We start from the raw sequence: 16,677 nt of genomic DNA, 5'->3' as shown, positions 1-16,677 counted from the left end.
GTATTACTGTTCGATATAATTAATTCGCGATGCAAATATACTAAAAACTAGTTTTGGCATCTATTTGAAAATTATTGTTATAACGATCAGAACGAGGTTAATTTGAATAATCCACGATACGATTTACTAAGCCGTGTGTTGCACTGGGTAATGGCTTCTGTGATCATCTATGCAACCATTGCAGGGTATGTGATGCACTTTGTGACAGGTCATCCAGAGCTATTTTCTTTCCTGTCAGTGCTTAACATGTCACTGGCTACTGTCGCTACGCCTTTGCTGGCGATACGATATGTATGGAGTCATTTTAGAACCTCGCCGCCCATGCCTTCATCTGTGGCTGCTGGTCAAATATGTATTGCCAAGCTCGCCCATTCACTCATGTATCTCGTTATGTTCATGGTTTTCAGCACCGGTTATTTAATGCTTAAAGAACCGTATTCCTTATTTTGGCTGACGACCGTCGACAATCTAATAACGGACCCCGCAATCAACAGCTTCTTTTTCTATTTACATCGTGCTAGTTGTATTACCCTTGCTTGTTTGATCCTCTTGCATATTAGTGCCGCGCTCAAACATCACTTCGTCTCTAAAAATTACGTGTTGAAGATGATGATCTAGATTTAAATAATCCAAACTTTTGAGCACAAACAAAAAAGCCACAGCGTGTAAGCTATGGCTTTATTCAATCTATTTAAGTGCTCAGTTCTTTTGAGTATCGATCATCACTTGCCAATATTCACATTTGGCTAAGAACTCTTTTAAATAGAGCTCTGGATTCTCTAGTTTCTCACCGCCTTTAACATCAGCGCCAGTCACTCGCCAAAAACTACGGGTAACGAGATTACGATGATAAATAAAATCGCTGATTTCATTTTTTTGCAAAGGAAGTTGTTCGCCAAACATTTGTACGTACAAACTCAACGTTGAGTCTTGTTCACTTGGCTTCTCTCTTAGAAAGGTATCCAAGTCCAAGCCTAGTTGATGTTGCGCTTCCTTTGGTAATGCTTTAGTTAACTTAGAGATAACACTAAACAGAGCCAACTCAACTTTTTGAGACGCTAATAACGATGCACCTAAAAGCGCATGTTCATTGGAAATATGTTGCTCTGTTGACGAAACGGTCGCTGTTGTCACTGTGTTAACCTCAAATAATTATAACGGGTGTTACTGAACTCGGTTCTTTTGGCTGAACTTAGAGTATGACTAGCAAGAGCGCTGTATGGCTTAGACGCTTTTACTGGGCTGAATAGAGTCTTCCAGCTAAGCAGAACTTTTTAGCTAAGCAGAATCTTTTAGCAGAACACGCTCAGCATCAATAATGGTGAAGCCCGATGCATCTTCATTCTTCTCGACTTGCACTAAACCTTTAAAACCAATCTGCGACAACTTCTTCGCAAGATGATCCGGTGCTGTTTCAAACACAACGTTCATAAAAGGCAAAGATTCAGCATCAACAAAACCATGCTCGTTAAACAGCTCCATTGCTTGAGATAAATGGTCTGAGTCGGTTAATTCAATAATTTCTACAACTTCTTCCAACAACATCTTCGATTCCATATTCGCCAGAAAGTGACTGACACAAGCCGGTTCATCTTGCTCGCATACATCCCGATGCCCTAAGACACCCCTTTAGTAGTAGGGAGATCATAACATATTAATATTCGTAAAATATGTTTTATTTTCCCTAAGCTACTGGGAATACTAGAAAAGCATAGAAGCTTATTAAGCATAAGTAGCACCAATTCGAGTTGTCGAATCGGCAGTCCTGACTTGAGGAGATCAGGCTACCGTCACTTGGGAATCGCTCGTTTCTACAATCGATTCTTGTAACAAGCCGGCATAAATACCATTGTGTGCGACCAATTGTTGATGGTTACCTTGCTCAACAATTTCGCCCTTTTCCAACACCAAAATCGTGTCAGAGTGACGAACGGTACTCAGACGGTGCGCAATCGCAATCACGGTTTTATCCTTGAAAAGACGTTGCATCGCTTTTTGAATGAGATCTTCGGTGATTGAATCTACCGAGCTGGTTGCTTCATCAAGCATCATCAGTTGCCCGCCTTGTGCGACCGCTCTAGCAAACGAAATGAGCTGCGTTTGCCCCACAGACAGGTTGGAGCCGTTCTTTTCTAAATGAAAGTCATAGCCTTGTGGTAATTGTTCAATGAACTTATCGGCGTAGACATAGCGCGCTGCTTGTTCAACCTCAGCTCTAGTAAGATGTTCCTTACCCAAAGCAATATTGAACTGAATCGTCTCTTCAAATAAGTGCACATCTTGCATCATCATTGAGAACAAGTGAGCAGAATCTTCGCTTGAAATCTGCGACAGCTCTACTCCATTCAGCAAAATGCTGCCTTCATAATCCTGATAGGTTTTAGAGATCAGACGAAGAATCGTCGACTTACCTGAACCCGTTGAACCAACAAGTGCGATTTGATGCCCTTTTTTCAGCACAAAAGAGACATTCTTTAGAACATATGGAGAGTCGTCTTTGTAGCGGAAACTCACATTTTTGAACTCAAGACTAACAAACTTTTCAAGCTGGTTTTTGACTTGATGAGATGGCAATAAGTTGCGCCCTTCTTCTTCAGTAGGCTCAACAAACAACTCTTCAATATGATCAAAAGCCGCAAATGAACTTTGAATAGAGGCAATCTGGGAAGTAAAGTCGCGAATTGGGACAAACACCTTTTCGAGCGTGTTGATGAATGCGATCAGCACACCCAATGTCAACGCGCCTTCGATGACCTGCTCTGAGCCGTACCAGATCATAATCGCGATAGTAATTGAGGTAATGCCCGAGATAAACGAGAACAAAATCGCATCGTATTTGTTGATCTTCTTTTGCGCTCGCAAAAACTCATCCGTGTAGCCTTGGTATCGTTGCTCGACTTGTTCCTCCGCGCGATACATCTGAACGGTTTTCATACCAAATAAGACTTCTTGTAGGAAGCCAATACCACGAGCCAATGTTGAGCGAGTAATCTTGTACATCACACGTAGACGATTACGCACATAGACCGTCAAGTACATCACGGGAGGCATGATAATCAGCACAATCAAAGTCAACTGCCAATCAATGAACAGCATCATAATAAGCAGCGCAATGGTGTTGATGCTATCTTTAACCAACCCAACAACAGATTGAATAAACGTCTCGCCGATGGTTTCTAGATCGCTGGTCAAGCGCGAAAGAGTCACACCAATCGGTGTATTATCGAAATAACTACGAGGCAGTTTAAGCACACGCTCAAATAGCACTGAACGCATGTCTGTGATGGTGTATTGGCCTGTTTTTCGTAGATTGTACGAATAAGTGGTGTCGACCACATAACTGGCAATCAAGACCAGAACTAAGTAGAAAACATACTCAAGCAACCCGTCCATATCTCCTTGGCTCAAATGCACGTCGATCACTTGAATAATCAACCAAGGGAACAACAAGCTTGTGACCACCGACAATGGAAGCATGGCAATGCCCAGAATTGCCGAGCGTTTGTATTTCTTAGCAAACTTAAAAAAGTGCTTTAGATACTTAACATCAACACCTTTTAACATGCTGCTGCCTCCGTTTCATTCTGTTGTAATTGCCAAGTATCGTAGTAGTAAGCACAGGTTTTTAATAAGGTGTCATGGTCACCTTTCGCGATCACTTTCCCTTCATTCAGAACAATGATTTCGTCCATGTATTCAAGGGCATTGACACGATGTGAAACCACCAGCACAGATTGATTTTTCAATCGATTAAACAGGCCTTCTAAGATCTTTCTTTCCGTTTCATAATCGACTGCTGACAGAACGTTATCCATGATGATTAAATCTGTAGGCTCTAATAAAGCACGCGCAATACTTAGGCGTTGCTTCTGACCACCCGATAACATGATCCCTTTTTCACCGACTAAGGTTTGATCGCCGTTTTCAAAACGAGTGACGTCATTCGCTAATTGGCTCAACTCAAGAACTTCATCAACCTGACTCTTTGCGAGGTTGGTATCTAAGCTACCAAAACGAATGTTGTCTTCAACCGTTGCTGAAAACAGGTAAGGGTCCTGAGTAACCGTTTTAACATAGCGACGTAGATCACTGCGCGAGAAACTTGTTACATCTGTTTCCCCGAGAAAAACGGTTCCTTCCGGCACATCCAGATGGTGATTCAAACAGTTTACCAGCGTTGTTTTACCTGAACCAATTCCGCCTAACACACCAATTTTTTTGCCTGCTGGAATATCAAAACTGATGCTATCGAGAATGAGTCGCTCCTCACCTTCGTATTGGAAACTCAGGTTACGCACGGAAAACGCCTTTCCCTTGAGGGATTCAACGTCTAATTCAGACAACTTCGCTTCATCCAGTTCTGGGATTTTCGCATTGAGAATCGTTTGTGCGCTTTGAATGCCTACCATGCCACGCTGATAAATCGTCGCGATTCTGCCTAGCTGCATCAATGGCATTGCGAGTAAAACGGAGTAAGTCAGGAAAGCGGTGATCTCACCTAAAGTAAGCTCTTGCCTCATGAGCATAAAGCCACCAAGTCCCAGAATGATGATTTTCATTAAGTCGTTGGCGTAGTCGAGAACAGGCATAAAGAACACCTGAATACGAGTGATCTTAAGGCGACATTCAAGTAGTAGCTGATTGAGTTTTTCGGTTTCTGCCTTCACCCAAGGCGACATCTGTTGGCTCTTGATCAGATCAATCCCTGACAAGTAACTCATCAACTGAGCTGACAAGTTTTGCAGTCGCTTCATGTGTTCTAAGTGCAGCGTTTTCATACGTTTGAAGCCTACTCGGAAAATCACAAAAGCGATTGAGATAGGAATAATCGAATAAAGCGTTAATTCTGGAGAGATACGCCACATGTAAAGAGGCGTCAGCGACAAGGCGAGCAACGCATTGAAGAACTGCAAGAAGCCCACCCCAAACAGCAAGCGAATGCCGCTGAGGTCATTATTGATGATGGAGATCAGTCTGCCTGACGCAAACCTTTGGTGAAAGCTGTTAGGTAAACGATTTAATTTTTGGAGAAGTGTCGTCTTAAGAGCCGCCTCTGTAATCCGCCCAGGGTTAAGCGCATAGATGCGAGACAATATACGAACCACAACCATGGCGACCGACATACCAACCACAATCCAAACATAAGTTTGAAGCTGCTGATGACCACTTGAGGAGGCATCATCAATCAAATCTATTGCCAATTGGATGTAGCGTGGTATTTCGACCTGAAGCCAATTTACGAGAAAAATGAAAACTATTGCCAACAAATAAGAAGTGCGATTCATACGCAAATAATGGGCAATAAACTGTCTTTTATTCATGGAATTCTTTCTTTGAGGACGGGTTCGCGGCTGTACCATAGATTCGTCTGGGAGCTTGGTACATTCTCAGGTTTAAAGGTACACCAAAAAGACATAGTTGACAATATCAACCAAATTCATATCTTCGTTATCTCTACTGAATTATAGTCTTTCCAGAAACAACTTTGCCGCCAAAATGGCGGCAAATAATTAGCTAGATATTGAGTAACAAAGCTAAGTGTTAAAGCATCTCTTTGGCAATCAAGTGTAGAAGATAGGTTTCACGTTCAATGCTCATGCCCTTTTTAGCACTCTCGGCCATGGTTTTTTCGTTATGAGCGATCGCTTCATGGATATTCATCCACACAGGTTTCATCCCGTTTTTCACTTCATAATCTTCGTAAGCTGTTTCACCAAGCTCACGATCGATCTTGCATGAGTAGCAGTAAGAGATCATGTGCATCATATCCGCATCATCCTTATACCAAGGACGGAACTCTTCAAAAATCCCGAATGGCTTAATGCTGTGAATATTCTTGGCGCCAGTCTCTTCTTCCAGTTCACGGACCATACCTGCGATCACATCTTCACCTTCGTCCAAACCACCACCAGGAATGGTGTAATCGTGATAACGCTCTGTATAAAGCATCAAAATATCTTCGCCATCTAACACAATCGCACGAGCCGCGTTGCGCTTATATACCGTCTTATTGTCTAGGTGATCAATATCAGGGTGAATAGTGGTTTTTAGGTGTCTCATGATTCTGACTGCTCAACTGAAATTTGGCGGCATCATATCATAGTCATCAATAGATTCGAGGTGCACAATCGCTGACAAGGACTGTTGCCCGCTCATTTTCATTGCTGCTCACTCATCATTATCGAATGGTTATCGAACCACAATAACCATAAAACCAGTACGCCTCAGACAAGGGTACACCTGTCATAGCAATAAACAGCGCAGCTTGATCCAACACTCAAAAAGCAGCTAAACATAGGGAAATATCAACCTATTTCAATATCTTGACCAAATTAACACACCCTTTTTTGAAATCTAAAATATACTCATTTCATAGGGCTTCTAATCTAGTTCTGTAGTATTTAAAGCATTCACTTTTATACCAATCACAGTAAGTAAGTGTTCAGAGATAGCGTAGGACAAAAGCTTGAGAACAAGACAGAATTTTTCGATAAGTAGTTATTCTGCAATTAAAAATTCTAACGACGTTATCGAGATTTTTAACAAGCTAGGGAACCCGTTATTTACTACGATTGGTATTAGACTTATCACGTAGGAGATACACATGAAGAAAATTGGTTTGATGGCTGTATTTGCCGTTGTATTAGGCGGTTGTGCGAACGACTATGCAGAATATAGTGAAGGCCAACGAGTTTCAGTTGCTAACCCAGCCGCGGTTTACTGTGTTCAACAAGACGGCGAATTAGACACGGTGACTGAAAACAATCAACGCACAACCTACTGTGTATTCGATGACGGCGAGCGCATCGAACAGTGGGAGTACTACCGCAATAACCACGAGCAAGAAACCGAACAGTAATCACTTCTACTACAAGTTTCCAACCTCACCGCTGTAAAAAACCACCCAAAGAAATTCTATTAAATTACGTAAACTGTCTGCCTTAAGGCAGCGGTTTACCGTATACACACACCAATTGAACAGTGTTTTATTTATGACATTACTCTGACATTAGTGAGTTTCTGCCCGATAGAATGCCAGCCTGTTACAAAATATTACAAGCCGAATTGATATGAAAAGCCAATCTAAAACGAAAGAACAAACTCACATGTCACTGGAACTCCCAGAGTTCACACTCTCACAATCAACTTCTCAGGTTATCTATAAACGCTGCCAAACAGCACTGGTAGTATTAGCGATCAGCATTGTCGCAAACCTTGCACTTCGAATTGACTTTGTATTGTTGAATGGCAATGTTGGTGAGATCTCAGTGACAGAGATGCTGCAACAGCTATTGCTTATCGTGACATCTGCATCTTTCGCTTATTTAGCAAAAGAGAAAAATGAAGTTAAGCATGCAGCTCTGCTCATCAGTGCATTTTTCGCAGTATTGTTCATTCGTGAAATGGATTTTTGGTTCGACAAAATCGTACATGGTGCATGGGTTGTCCCTGCTCTATTAGTTGCAGGTAGTGCCATTTTCTACGCAATAAAGAATGGTAAGCGCACCATTGACCAGCTTGCGCTGATCCTTGCGTCTCCGCATATGAACCTTCTAGTTACTGGCATAGTGTTGCTATTGGTGTTCTCTCGCCTATTTGGCATGGGTAGCTTTTGGCACAATGTCATGGGTGATGATTACGTTCGCGTAGTTAAAAATATCGCCGAAGAAGGCACCGAGTTACTCGCTTATTGTTTGATTGCTTTTGCCAGTTTAAAAACGGTTCATGGCATCACGAAAAAGAAATAACCGTTTATCGCCACCAGCGATGTGTGTGATCCGATTCCGGGTCTAAATATCGGTTCAATAAAGTCAGGTTTGTGTCTAGCAGCGCTAGATACTCCCTGACTTTTTTAATGTCTGTACCTGCTGGAGTTTGTTGAATACAGCTTGCCAAAACAGGTTGCAAGGTATCTATGATGCTAAACTGAGGTGACTCTTTTAGAAGGCACTCCACTCTCGTTAAAGCCTCTAATGCTAGCCTTTCAGGTTCTCGCCTTACGGACTCTAATTCACATTCAAACGAACCAGCTACAACACCTTCAAGATAGACACGATAGGTGGTCAGCACATCCATCAATAGAAACAATTGTCCTTGAGTACTTTGATGAGGATATGGCACCGCAACATGAGCATCTAGCTGACGATCTATTTGCAGTTCCACCCCAAGTGCAGAACACTTCTCGACCAGAACCTTAAGCAAGCCTTGCTCGTCCATCAACATCTGGATCTCAAAAATACGTTGCAAGTGATAGTCATTTGAAACGAAAGTCACTTTTACACTCTGCCCGCGAGCAAACAACCCGCTTTCTATCATTTCTGAAGCCAAATTCTGAATGTTCTCGACCGTATTTGTTGAAAGCTGCTCCAGTAAGATCGCGCCCAATACAAACGGGGCTTCACGCTGACTTTCCAGCTTTCGAAAATACTGGTGCATTGCATCCGCTTCAGAGAGAGTTTGGCCTTTGGTCACCCCACCACAGAATGCAACCGCAGTTTGCTGATTCGACTCTTCTACCAAAAGCTCCGCTAAAAACTCAACCAAGGCATCAACTCGACTAATCCCTTCATCAGTCAATTTATTCCCATTAAGTCGCTTACCTAGCACAATAAGGAGGTGATTAATGCTCATTTTATGTTCAAGTCTCGTTTTAGTGATTAGATAGAGTGAATTATGTATACAATATCCAGTAACAAAAGTATTTTTAAATTCTCATAGGTTGCTCGCAATAACGCTCACTATTGATAGCAACACCATATGTAATGCAGGAATAGACGTGACGCTTAAAAGCAAACATAACACGCTCTTGTATTTCATCGATCTACGCTTGTTAACACGAGTTTCAATAAAAGAAACGTTTCAAGCAAAGAACCAGCCCAATCGAGAGTTGTTTCACCCAGAGAACACGTTCACTCAATAAAGTGAAATGAACAAAATACAAATTTTATACAGAGTTCGTTCATCGAACCGTCTTCACAGGAAGTTACTATGCTGTCTATTTTTGACATTTACAAAATCGGGGTCGGGCCTTCCAGCTCCCACACCAATGGACCAATGATCGCTGGGTTTGATTTTACCCAAAAGATTGAATCGGTACTTGATCAAGTTACCCGTATTCAAATCGATTTATACGGTTCATTGTCACTAACAGGTATTGGTCACCACACCGACCGAGCGACCCTATTAGGCCTGCTTGGCAATCGCCCTGATACGATCAAAATAACCAGCGCTAATTTAGCCATGCGTAAAGCGATTGAAGATAGATCTTTAATGGTTAGCGGTAACCACGAAATTCATTTCGATGTAGAAAGCGATCTACTCTTCCACAAAACCAATCTTCCACTTCATGAAAACGGCATGACCATTTCTGCGTTTGACGCAAGCGGTAGCCTTTTGGATATGGAAACTTACTACTCAATTGGTGGTGGCTTTATCGCGACCGCTGATGAGCTGCAAAACGGCAAGTCAGAGTCAGAAACACAAGTTGAATTCCCTTTTACTTCTGCCGATCAATTACTTGAATTATCCGAACAGCAAGGGCTTAGCCTTGGTGGTTTAATCCTCCGTAATGAAGTGTCTTTCCAAGACATGGATGTGATTGACCAAAAAGCCGACCAAATTTGGAAAGTGATGTCTCTGTGTATGCAACGTGGCTTCGACACCGAAGGCATCCTTGATGGCGGATTAGAAGTGACACGTCGAGCGCCTGCTCTGTTGAAAAAGCTTGAAGCAAATGCCTCGATTGAAAACGATCCAATGGAGATCATGGATTGGATTAATCTGTTTGCCTTTGCTGTAAGTGAAGAGAATGCAGCAGGTGGTCAGGTTGTAACATCTCCAACTAACGGTGCTGCCGGCGTTATTCCTGCGGTATTAATGTACTACCATCGCTTCATCAAAGAATTAGACACTAAGCAGTTAAAAGACTTCTTGGCAGTCTCTGGCGCTATTGGCATCTTATACAAAACCAATGCTTCGATTTCTGGTGCTGAAGTAGGTTGTCAGGGTGAAGTTGGCGTATCTTCTTCAATGGCAGCAGCAGGCTTAACTGCCCTTCGAGGTGGTAGTAACGAGCAAATCTGTATTGCTGCTGAGATCGCAATGGAACACTCACTAGGCATGACATGCGATCCGATCGGTGGGCTTGTTCAGGTACCGTGTATTGAACGTAACGCTATGGGTGCAATGAAAGCCATCAACGCATCACGTATGGCGCTGAAACGCACCAGCAAGTGTCTTATCTCGTTAGACAAGGTTATCGCAACCATGTACCAAACAGGTAAAGACATGAACAAGAAGTACCGCGAAACGTCTTTAGGTGGTCTAGCGGTGATCCACATGGCACCACCTTGTGAATAATTGAGGTGCAATGAAGCGAGTAATGAAATGCTACAAATAGTTGAAGTGCAATGAAGCGATCCGACTAAAAGAAGCCCTCAGTCAGACCTCATTATTGTTAACTTAGTTTTCAATATCCAAACAAAGCCAGCCGCCAAGCTGGCTTTTTTAATGGCTAAAACCCAACGGCCAATGAAATTGATACTCACTTGAAAAACTTTACAAGATGACCTTCGCTAACTTTTCCTTTATTCGTTCATTACTTAACCACAAATGAAAATGGTTGAATTTCACACAACCATGCATCCACTAGCAAAATCTAATATTGCAAATTTCATTCATGAGAAATATCAATGCATTCATAAGAAAAGGTATATCGAGCAAAGTTCGGTTTGGGACACATGTTTCAGTTTATGTATTACTAGTAATGATATTATAATTGGGTAATTACACTACATATCAATACAAATGTGAGAATAAAATAATGTGGAATAGATTAAACAAATCAATGATGTTCGGACTTTCGTTCTATGGCGTCATGGTGATCTTGACTCGTTTCTTCCTTGAAGATCTGAACTACAATGAAGCCGACACCATGATGGTTGTTGGTGCTTTCTCTGCAATCGGACCGCTATTTGCTATCGCAGGTGGCTTTATCGCCGACAAATTTTTAGGCGCATACCGATCTTTGACCATTGCCTTTTTAGGCTTCGCAAGCGGTTATGTTTTACTGGTACTCGGTGCAGCAGCAACCAATGTACCAATGGCATTATGTGGTATCGCTTTAGCAAGTTATGCACGTGGTTTGATGTCCCCTTCTTACCCAAGTCTTTACAAACGCACGTTCAAAACTCAAGAAGATTTTGAAAACTGCTACCCTATCAACTACTCAGTAAACAACATTGGTGCGTTACTAGGCCAATACTTGTTCCCAATGCTAGTGCTTGTTGTTGGTTTCCACGGTGGTTTCCTTCTTTCAGCGGTTCTAGCAGGTGCCGCGCTTCTAATGATGATCTTTGTTCGCAAAGGCCTTGTTGAAGCAAGTGCTGACATCGATCAGCAACCAGTAAGCACTAAGAACTGGGCAGCATTCCTTGGTCTTTCTGCAGCAATGATTGGCTTGGTATTCTTCATGTTTTCTAACATGGATATTGGCCAAAACATCGTATACGCAATCGGCGGTGCAGCGATCATCTACTTTGTTTCTTTGATGTTGAAATCGAAGAAGTCAGACATGCTGAAAATGGGCACTATCTTAATCATCACATTCCTAACCACATGTTTCTTCGTGTACTACGGCCAGATGATGACGTCGATGACAATGGTAGCGATCAACACAATGCGCGGTGACCTATTTGGCTTCATTCCTGTTGCTCCAGAAGCTTCAATGGCAATGAACCCACTGTGGTGTATGGTTGCTGGCCCTATCATCGCGGGCATCTTCTCTAACCTAGAAAAGAAAAACATCAACTTCTCTACCGCGACCAAAGTAGGTTTCTCGTTCATTCTAACGGCTATCGCTTTCGGTATCCTTACAATGGCCGTAACCACAGTTGGTGACGACGTTCTGATTCGCCCTGAAGTATTCCTAGCGATTCACTTCTTCCTAGCATTTGGTGAAGTTATTGTTGGTTCAATGGTTGTAGCCTTCATCCTATCTGTCGCGCCTAAGCACATCGAGAACTTCTCAGTAAGCTTGTTCTCTGTTGCAATCGCTCTTTCAGGCATTGTTGGCGCGGTGTTCTCAACGTCTATTGCACTAGAGAAAGGTCAACAAATCACGCAAGAGATCGTACAAACGGTTTATGGCGATTACTTCCAAATGCTAACCGTTTTAGCGGTAGTGATGGTGGGTATTGCAATGGCTGCGTCGTTCATTATTCGTAAGATGCTAGAAGCAGCGAAAGCGGCTGAAGAAACGATTGAACTAGAGCAAGCAAACAGCTAATTCTGCTCACGTTAACCCGCTCTAATACATCAAGCCCTTTAGTTTTCTAAAGGGCTTTTTGTTGAGGTTGTTGTCAATATAGATCAGAGCATTCAAATTACTTTGCATCTGTGTAAATAAAAGTAAATGATAACTATTAGTATTGAGTGTTTTCTGGTTCAGGATTATGATGTGGAAATCAAAATCTAAGAGAGCCCTATATGAGCAAGCCTAGCCCTATCACATTAACCGTTACTCAAACCTCAAAAATTACTCCAAACATGCAACGTATAACGCTTAGCGGTGAGGGATTAAGTAAATATCCAACAGAATGTGCTGGCGGCTACATCAAGCTTTTATTCTCGTCATTAGGCACAACCGATTTAAGCCAACTGAGTGACGGTGAGCGCCCAACCATGCGCACCTACACCATTCGTCAGTACAACCCTGTAGAAAACTGGATTGAGGTTGATTTCGTTCGTCACATCACCACAGATTTGCAATGTGGCTTTGCCGCACGCTGGGCAATTAACGCAGAAGTGGGTGACACGATTTCAGTGGCTGGCCCAGGGTTGATTCAAGGGCTAAATCTAGAGTCTGACTGGTTCTTCTTAGTTGCAGACATGACGTCACTCCCTGCGCTTTCAGCAAAAGTAAAAACACTTCCGGAAAACGCAACAGGTCACGCTGTTATTCAGATCAATTCAGCGGCAGACAAGCAAACACTTGAAGCTCCGGAAGGGATCAAGGTCACTTGGTTAATTGAAAATGAAACCTCAGAATCCCTGTCACAAACGGTTCGCAATTCAGAATGGTTAGAGGGTCAGGTTGCGGTTTGGACAGCATGTGAATTTGAAAGCATGCGTGAACTAAGACAGCACTTCCGTAACGAAAAAGAAGTAGCCAAAGAGAACATCTACATCAGCAGTTACTGGAAACGTGGCGTTACTGAAGATGGGCATAAAGTGTTGAAGCAACAAGATGCTCAGGCGCTCGCTGGTTAAAGCTGATTAAAGCTGATTAAAGCTGATTAAAGCTGATTATCGAATACTAAAACGCCCTTAACGAAGTTCATCTCGTTAAGGGCGTTTGGGTATGAATCCAATGAAGAGCAAAACCGACCTGTCAGATTAAATACTCTCGCCCACTTCAATTTCGTAGCCAAGATCCAGCTTAGCCACCCACTCTTTACTACCTTTTAAACGCGCCACAATTTGCTCTGCCGCGACTTTACCTATTTGCTCCCTAGGTGTTAGCACAGTTGCTAAACGAGGCGTCATCGCCACTGTGATGTCGTGTCCGTGGAAACCTGCTATCGCCATCTGTTCTGGAACCTGAATACCACGACGTACACATTCGTAGAAGGCACCAATCGCCAAGTCATCGTTAGTGCAGAAAATGCCATTCACTTGTGGGTGTTTCTCGAGTAGATCACCAATCAGTTTAGCGCCGAGAGTAAACGAGGAAGCGTCTTCCGTTTGCAGTGTTACAGGCGTTTTGTCAGCTTCCTGCATCGCATGTTCATAGCCGGCCATTTTTAAGCGAGTACGCTCATCCATACGAGCTGCTAAGTAAGCAATATTAGCTCGCCCTCTATCGAGCATGGTTTTGGTCATCGCTCTAGCCGCTTCGAAATTATCAAAGCCGACGGCTTGTTCAATTCTTGGCGATACCGAGTCCATAATCTCAATCACGGGGATTGAAGCGGTCTGCAGCATTTTTCGAGATCTATCTGTATGGACATTCTCAGACAGAATAATCGCATCAACATTGTACGAGAGCAGCGAAGCAATGCTTTGTTCTTCCAGTTCAGCGCTATAACCATAGTGGGCAATCATGGTTTGATAACCCGCAGGTGCGGTTACTTGCTCGATACCACGGATAACCTCAGCAAAAACTTGGTTGGTTAGCGAGGGAACCAGCACGCCAATAGCATTACTCTTGGCATTGGAAAGGATGTCTGGCGCACGGTTAGGGATATAACCCAGTTCATCCACTGCAGCGTTGATCTTATCGCGCAATGCTTCTGACACTTGAGAAGAATCTCTCAGACATCGGCTGACGGTCATTTTGGTGACACCAACTAGGTTGGCAACATCTTGTAATGTGGGACGTTTTTTCTTATTCGACATAATTAATAGTTATTATTTTTGGTTATGTTACTGGTAACAGTGTATCCAACTGACTTGGAATTTGAAGCCTTATCTAACAAAAGGTTGATACCGCGACAAGAACATAAAAACAGATATATTTAATGCTGCTTACAGTTCAAACAATAACGCCCTCATTGCGAGGGCGTTATACATCATTTAAGCGTTAACTTTTACTTCAGTTCTTGGAGACTGACTCCAAGTTACATGGAATTTTTCAGCCTCATCTCTATCGACTCGCGAATAAGTATGAGAGCCAAAATAGTCACGTTGCGCTTGCAATAGATTCGCTGGTAACACTTCACAACGCAGAGAATCAAAGTAGCTTAATGCTGAACTGATTCCCGGCATCGGCACACCATACAAAGCGGAGTTAGCAACTGCGATACGCCAAGCAAGCTCACGCTCTTCCACCTGTTTGATGAAAGCCTCATCAAACAACAGGTTCGCTAGCTCACTATTTTGTTGGTAAGCCGATGTGATACTTTGTAAGAAAGCAGCACGGATAATACAACCCGCTCGCCAAATCTTAGCAATTTGTGTGAAGTCGAGATTCCAGCCTTCTTTGTCGGACGCCGTTTTTAGTAGATCAAAGCCCTGCGCATAAACAGACAGCTTGGCACAATACAGAGCATCATGAAGTTCAGAAATGACTTCTGCTTTATCCAACTGGCTTGCATCAGCAATATTGCCTTTTAGTAGCTGGCCGCCTTGGATACGTTGTGATTTTTGACCGCTCATCGCACGTGCATAAACCGCCTGTGCAATCGTTGGCGTTGGGCAACCTTCTTGCAAGCTGTTCACAGCTGTCCACAATCCCGTGCCTTTTTGCCCTGCTTTATCTAGCACAACATCAACAAATGGCTTACCCGTTACAACATCTTCTTGTTGAAGAATATCAGCACTGATCTCCATTAGATAACTATTAAGAACACCGTTATTCCATTGCTCAAAGACTTGTCCAATCTCTTGAGCTGGCATATCAAGCACATCACGCATGAAATGATACACTTCGCAGATGAGCTGCATATCGGCGTACTCAATGCCGTTGTGCACCATCTTAACGTAATGACCTGTGCCAGAAGGGCCAACATACGCAGCACACGCCTCACCTGCTTCAAATTGAGCAACAGGCAAACCGTTCGCATCCACTTTTGCAGCAATCGCTTCCCACATTGGCTTCACATATTGCCAAGCAGACTGGTCGCCACTCGCCATCAGTGCAGGGCCAACACGCGCCCCCTCTTCACCACCAGAAACCGCGGTGCTAAAGAAGCGTAGTTTACCTTTGTAGTTCACTTCTCGGAATTCAGTATCAGTCCATAAGCTGTTACCTGTATCGATAACAATATCGTCGCGCTCTAAACCGGCTTCTAGCAAGTTATTTACCACGATATCAACCGGTTTTCCTGCGGGAACCGACAATGCAATCACTCGTGGTTTCGCTAACCCTTGCAACACATGCTCAAGGCTCGACCCTTGTGTGAACTGACCTCTACCTTCAAAGGATTCATTAAGCTGCTTTGCTTCAGAACTGGCGCGATCAATGTTGTCAGCGTTCAAATCAAAACCTGCTACGTTGAATCCATTGTCGAGTAGGTTGAGTGCAAGGCTTTTGCCCATCACTCCTAAACCAATCATCGCGATGTCATTTTTTGTCTGAGTCATGGTTTAGCCTATCTGCTTAATTTGTTTAAGTGCGCTTGCAACCACGTGTTCAACATCTTGTGAGATATCAACAAACAGCGCCTCACTCTCATTGGGTTCAACCAAGGTTGCGAATTGGCTTTTCAACATTTCTTGACCATTAAAGTAATGGTTTTCGCGTGCTTTGTGGCGATTCCAAATCGTATCGAAACTGCCCTGAAGGTACACAATCACTAAGTCTTCATTGTTCTCTCGCAGAATGTTGCGGTATTGAGGTTTCAATGCTGAACAAGCGATCACAGCACTTGGTTGTTCGATATATTGCTTATTCAGTGTTTCCAGCCATCCTTGACGATCATCGTCTGTCAGTGGAATACCTTGACGCATCTTTTCTACATTGCTTTGTGGATGGAAATCATCCCCATCAAAAAACTGAAGCGTTAATGCTTCTGCGATACGGCTACCAATCAGGCTCTTTCCGCATCCAGATACGCCCATCACGAGTATTTTTTTGCTTTTCATAAGGCAAGCCTTCCCTAAGCCCCAACCAAAACTGGGGCTGACAATCGAATCTAATAGTTAAACTTGTGTTGCTGTTGATCGATCCCTGAACAC

Annotated in this window: 15 protein-coding genes; 6 read left to right on the top strand and 9 right to left on the bottom strand. The window is 43.1% G+C overall.

Features of this window, described 5'->3' with window-relative positions; genetic code table 11:
* Positions 1-150 precede the first annotated feature (150 nt).
* Positions 151-618: a cytochrome b gene (locus IHV80_RS19580; protein ID WP_264158483.1), complete on the top strand. Its 468-nt coding sequence runs from the start codon at positions 151-153 to the stop codon at positions 616-618.
* A gap of 81 nt (positions 619-699) precedes the next feature.
* Here IHV80_RS19580 and IHV80_RS19575 read toward each other — a convergent pair whose 3' ends face one another.
* The 5 genes from IHV80_RS19575 to IHV80_RS19555 form a co-directional block, all read right to left on the bottom strand.
* On the bottom strand, positions 700-1,134 hold the full coding sequence (locus tag IHV80_RS19575; RefSeq protein WP_192891960.1) for a hypothetical protein: 435 nt from the start codon (positions 1,132-1,134) through the stop codon (positions 700-702).
* A gap of 144 nt (positions 1,135-1,278) precedes the next feature.
* A complete protein-coding gene (locus tag IHV80_RS19570; RefSeq protein WP_102555935.1) occupies positions 1,279-1,545 on the bottom strand; it encodes a hypothetical protein in 267 nt (88 codons plus the stop codon).
* 234 nt (positions 1,546-1,779) lie between these two features.
* Entirely contained in the window at positions 1,780-3,564 is a 1,785-nt protein-coding gene (locus tag IHV80_RS19565) for an ABC transporter ATP-binding protein (RefSeq protein ID WP_192891959.1), read from the bottom strand.
* Positions 3,558-5,321, bottom strand: a complete 1,764-nt coding sequence (locus tag IHV80_RS19560; RefSeq protein ID WP_192891958.1) for an ABC transporter ATP-binding protein — start codon at positions 5,319-5,321, stop codon at positions 3,558-3,560. The genes IHV80_RS19565 and IHV80_RS19560 overlap by 7 nt, the downstream gene beginning before the upstream one ends.
* A 220-nt stretch (positions 5,322-5,541) precedes the next feature.
* Positions 5,542-6,060, bottom strand: a complete 519-nt coding sequence (locus IHV80_RS19555) for an NUDIX hydrolase (protein ID WP_192891957.1) — start codon at positions 6,058-6,060, stop codon at positions 5,542-5,544.
* A 544-nt stretch (positions 6,061-6,604) separates the two neighbouring features.
* Between IHV80_RS19555 and IHV80_RS19550 the strand changes: the two genes are divergently transcribed.
* Together IHV80_RS19550 and IHV80_RS19545 are read left to right on the top strand one after the other, a co-directional pair.
* On the top strand, positions 6,605-6,859 hold the full coding sequence (locus IHV80_RS19550) for a putative hemolysin (RefSeq protein ID WP_192891956.1): 255 nt from the start codon (positions 6,605-6,607) through the stop codon (positions 6,857-6,859).
* Positions 6,860-7,070: 211 nt separating this feature from the next.
* The gene (locus IHV80_RS19545) at positions 7,071-7,748 is read left to right on the top strand and encodes a hypothetical protein (RefSeq protein WP_192891955.1); all 678 of its coding nucleotides are present in this window, start codon (positions 7,071-7,073) and stop codon (positions 7,746-7,748) included.
* Between the two features lie 4 nt (positions 7,749-7,752).
* Here IHV80_RS19545 and IHV80_RS19540 read toward each other — a convergent pair whose 3' ends face one another.
* On the bottom strand, positions 7,753-8,631 hold the full coding sequence (locus tag IHV80_RS19540) for a YdcF family protein (protein ID WP_192891954.1): 879 nt from the start codon (positions 8,629-8,631) through the stop codon (positions 7,753-7,755).
* Between the two features lie 357 nt (positions 8,632-8,988).
* Between IHV80_RS19540 and IHV80_RS19535 the strand changes: the two genes are divergently transcribed.
* The 3 genes from IHV80_RS19535 (at position 8,989) to IHV80_RS19525 (ending at position 13,269) form a co-directional block, all read left to right on the top strand.
* Positions 8,989-10,359: an L-serine ammonia-lyase gene (locus IHV80_RS19535; protein WP_192891953.1), complete on the top strand. Its 1,371-nt coding sequence runs from the start codon at positions 8,989-8,991 to the stop codon at positions 10,357-10,359.
* A gap of 463 nt (positions 10,360-10,822) precedes the next feature.
* Entirely contained in the window at positions 10,823-12,286 is a 1,464-nt protein-coding gene (locus IHV80_RS19530) for a peptide MFS transporter (RefSeq protein WP_451923563.1), read from the top strand.
* 200 nt (positions 12,287-12,486) lie between these two features.
* Complete coding sequence (locus IHV80_RS19525; RefSeq protein ID WP_192891952.1) at positions 12,487-13,269, top strand: siderophore-interacting protein; 783 nt, start codon at positions 12,487-12,489, stop codon at positions 13,267-13,269.
* A 126-nt stretch (positions 13,270-13,395) separates the two neighbouring features.
* Here the strand turns inward: IHV80_RS19525 and gntR are convergent, their stop codons facing one another.
* The 3 genes from gntR to IHV80_RS19510 form a co-directional block, all read right to left on the bottom strand.
* The gene (gene gntR, locus IHV80_RS19520; protein ID WP_192891951.1) at positions 13,396-14,397 is read right to left on the bottom strand and encodes a gluconate operon transcriptional repressor GntR; all 1,002 of its coding nucleotides are present in this window, start codon (positions 14,395-14,397) and stop codon (positions 13,396-13,398) included.
* A 177-nt stretch (positions 14,398-14,574) separates the two neighbouring features.
* Positions 14,575-16,083 (bottom strand): NADP-dependent phosphogluconate dehydrogenase, encoded by a 1,509-nt coding sequence (gene gndA, locus IHV80_RS19515; protein WP_192891950.1) that lies wholly within the window; start codon positions 16,081-16,083, stop codon positions 14,575-14,577.
* A 3-nt stretch (positions 16,084-16,086) separates the two neighbouring features.
* A complete protein-coding gene (locus IHV80_RS19510; protein ID WP_192891949.1) occupies positions 16,087-16,584 on the bottom strand; it encodes a gluconokinase in 498 nt (165 codons plus the stop codon).
* Between the last annotated feature and the right edge of the window lie 93 nt (positions 16,585-16,677).

It is taken from the genome of Vibrio bathopelagicus, assembly GCF_014879975.1.
Taxonomy (GTDB): domain Bacteria; phylum Pseudomonadota; class Gammaproteobacteria; order Enterobacterales; family Vibrionaceae; genus Vibrio; species Vibrio bathopelagicus.
This window is presented reverse-complemented; position numbering and strand designations above follow the sequence as displayed.

Excerpts from the sequence above, each read along its gene's own strand:
- IHV80_RS19580 (WP_264158483.1), top strand. The coding sequence starts at position 151 with ATGGCTTCTGTGATCATCTATGCAACCATTGCAGGGTATGTGATGCAC.
- IHV80_RS19570 (WP_102555935.1), bottom strand. The coding sequence starts at position 1,545 with ATGTTGTTGGAAGAAGTTGTAGAAATTATTGAATTAACCGACTCAGAC.
- IHV80_RS19565 (WP_192891959.1), bottom strand. The coding sequence starts at position 3,564 with ATGTTAAAAGGTGTTGATGTTAAGTATCTAAAGCACTTTTTTAAGTTT.
- IHV80_RS19560 (WP_192891958.1), bottom strand. The coding sequence starts at position 5,321 with ATGAATAAAAGACAGTTTATTGCCCATTATTTGCGTATGAATCGCACT.
- IHV80_RS19555 (WP_192891957.1), bottom strand. The coding sequence starts at position 6,060 with ATGAGACACCTAAAAACCACTATTCACCCTGATATTGATCACCTAGAC.
- IHV80_RS19550 (WP_192891956.1), top strand. The coding sequence starts at position 6,605 with ATGAAGAAAATTGGTTTGATGGCTGTATTTGCCGTTGTATTAGGCGGT.
- IHV80_RS19545 (WP_192891955.1), top strand. The coding sequence starts at position 7,071 with ATGAAAAGCCAATCTAAAACGAAAGAACAAACTCACATGTCACTGGAA.
- IHV80_RS19540 (WP_192891954.1), bottom strand. The coding sequence starts at position 8,631 with ATGAGCATTAATCACCTCCTTATTGTGCTAGGTAAGCGACTTAATGGG.
- IHV80_RS19535 (WP_192891953.1), top strand. The coding sequence starts at position 8,989 with ATGCTGTCTATTTTTGACATTTACAAAATCGGGGTCGGGCCTTCCAGC.
- IHV80_RS19530 (WP_451923563.1), top strand. The coding sequence starts at position 10,823 with ATGTGGAATAGATTAAACAAATCAATGATGTTCGGACTTTCGTTCTAT.
- IHV80_RS19525 (WP_192891952.1), top strand. The coding sequence starts at position 12,487 with ATGAGCAAGCCTAGCCCTATCACATTAACCGTTACTCAAACCTCAAAA.
- gntR (WP_192891951.1), bottom strand. The coding sequence starts at position 14,397 with ATGTCGAATAAGAAAAAACGTCCCACATTACAAGATGTTGCCAACCTA.
- gndA (WP_192891950.1), bottom strand. The coding sequence starts at position 16,083 with ATGACTCAGACAAAAAATGACATCGCGATGATTGGTTTAGGAGTGATG.
- IHV80_RS19510 (WP_192891949.1), bottom strand. The coding sequence starts at position 16,584 with ATGAAAAGCAAAAAAATACTCGTGATGGGCGTATCTGGATGCGGAAAG.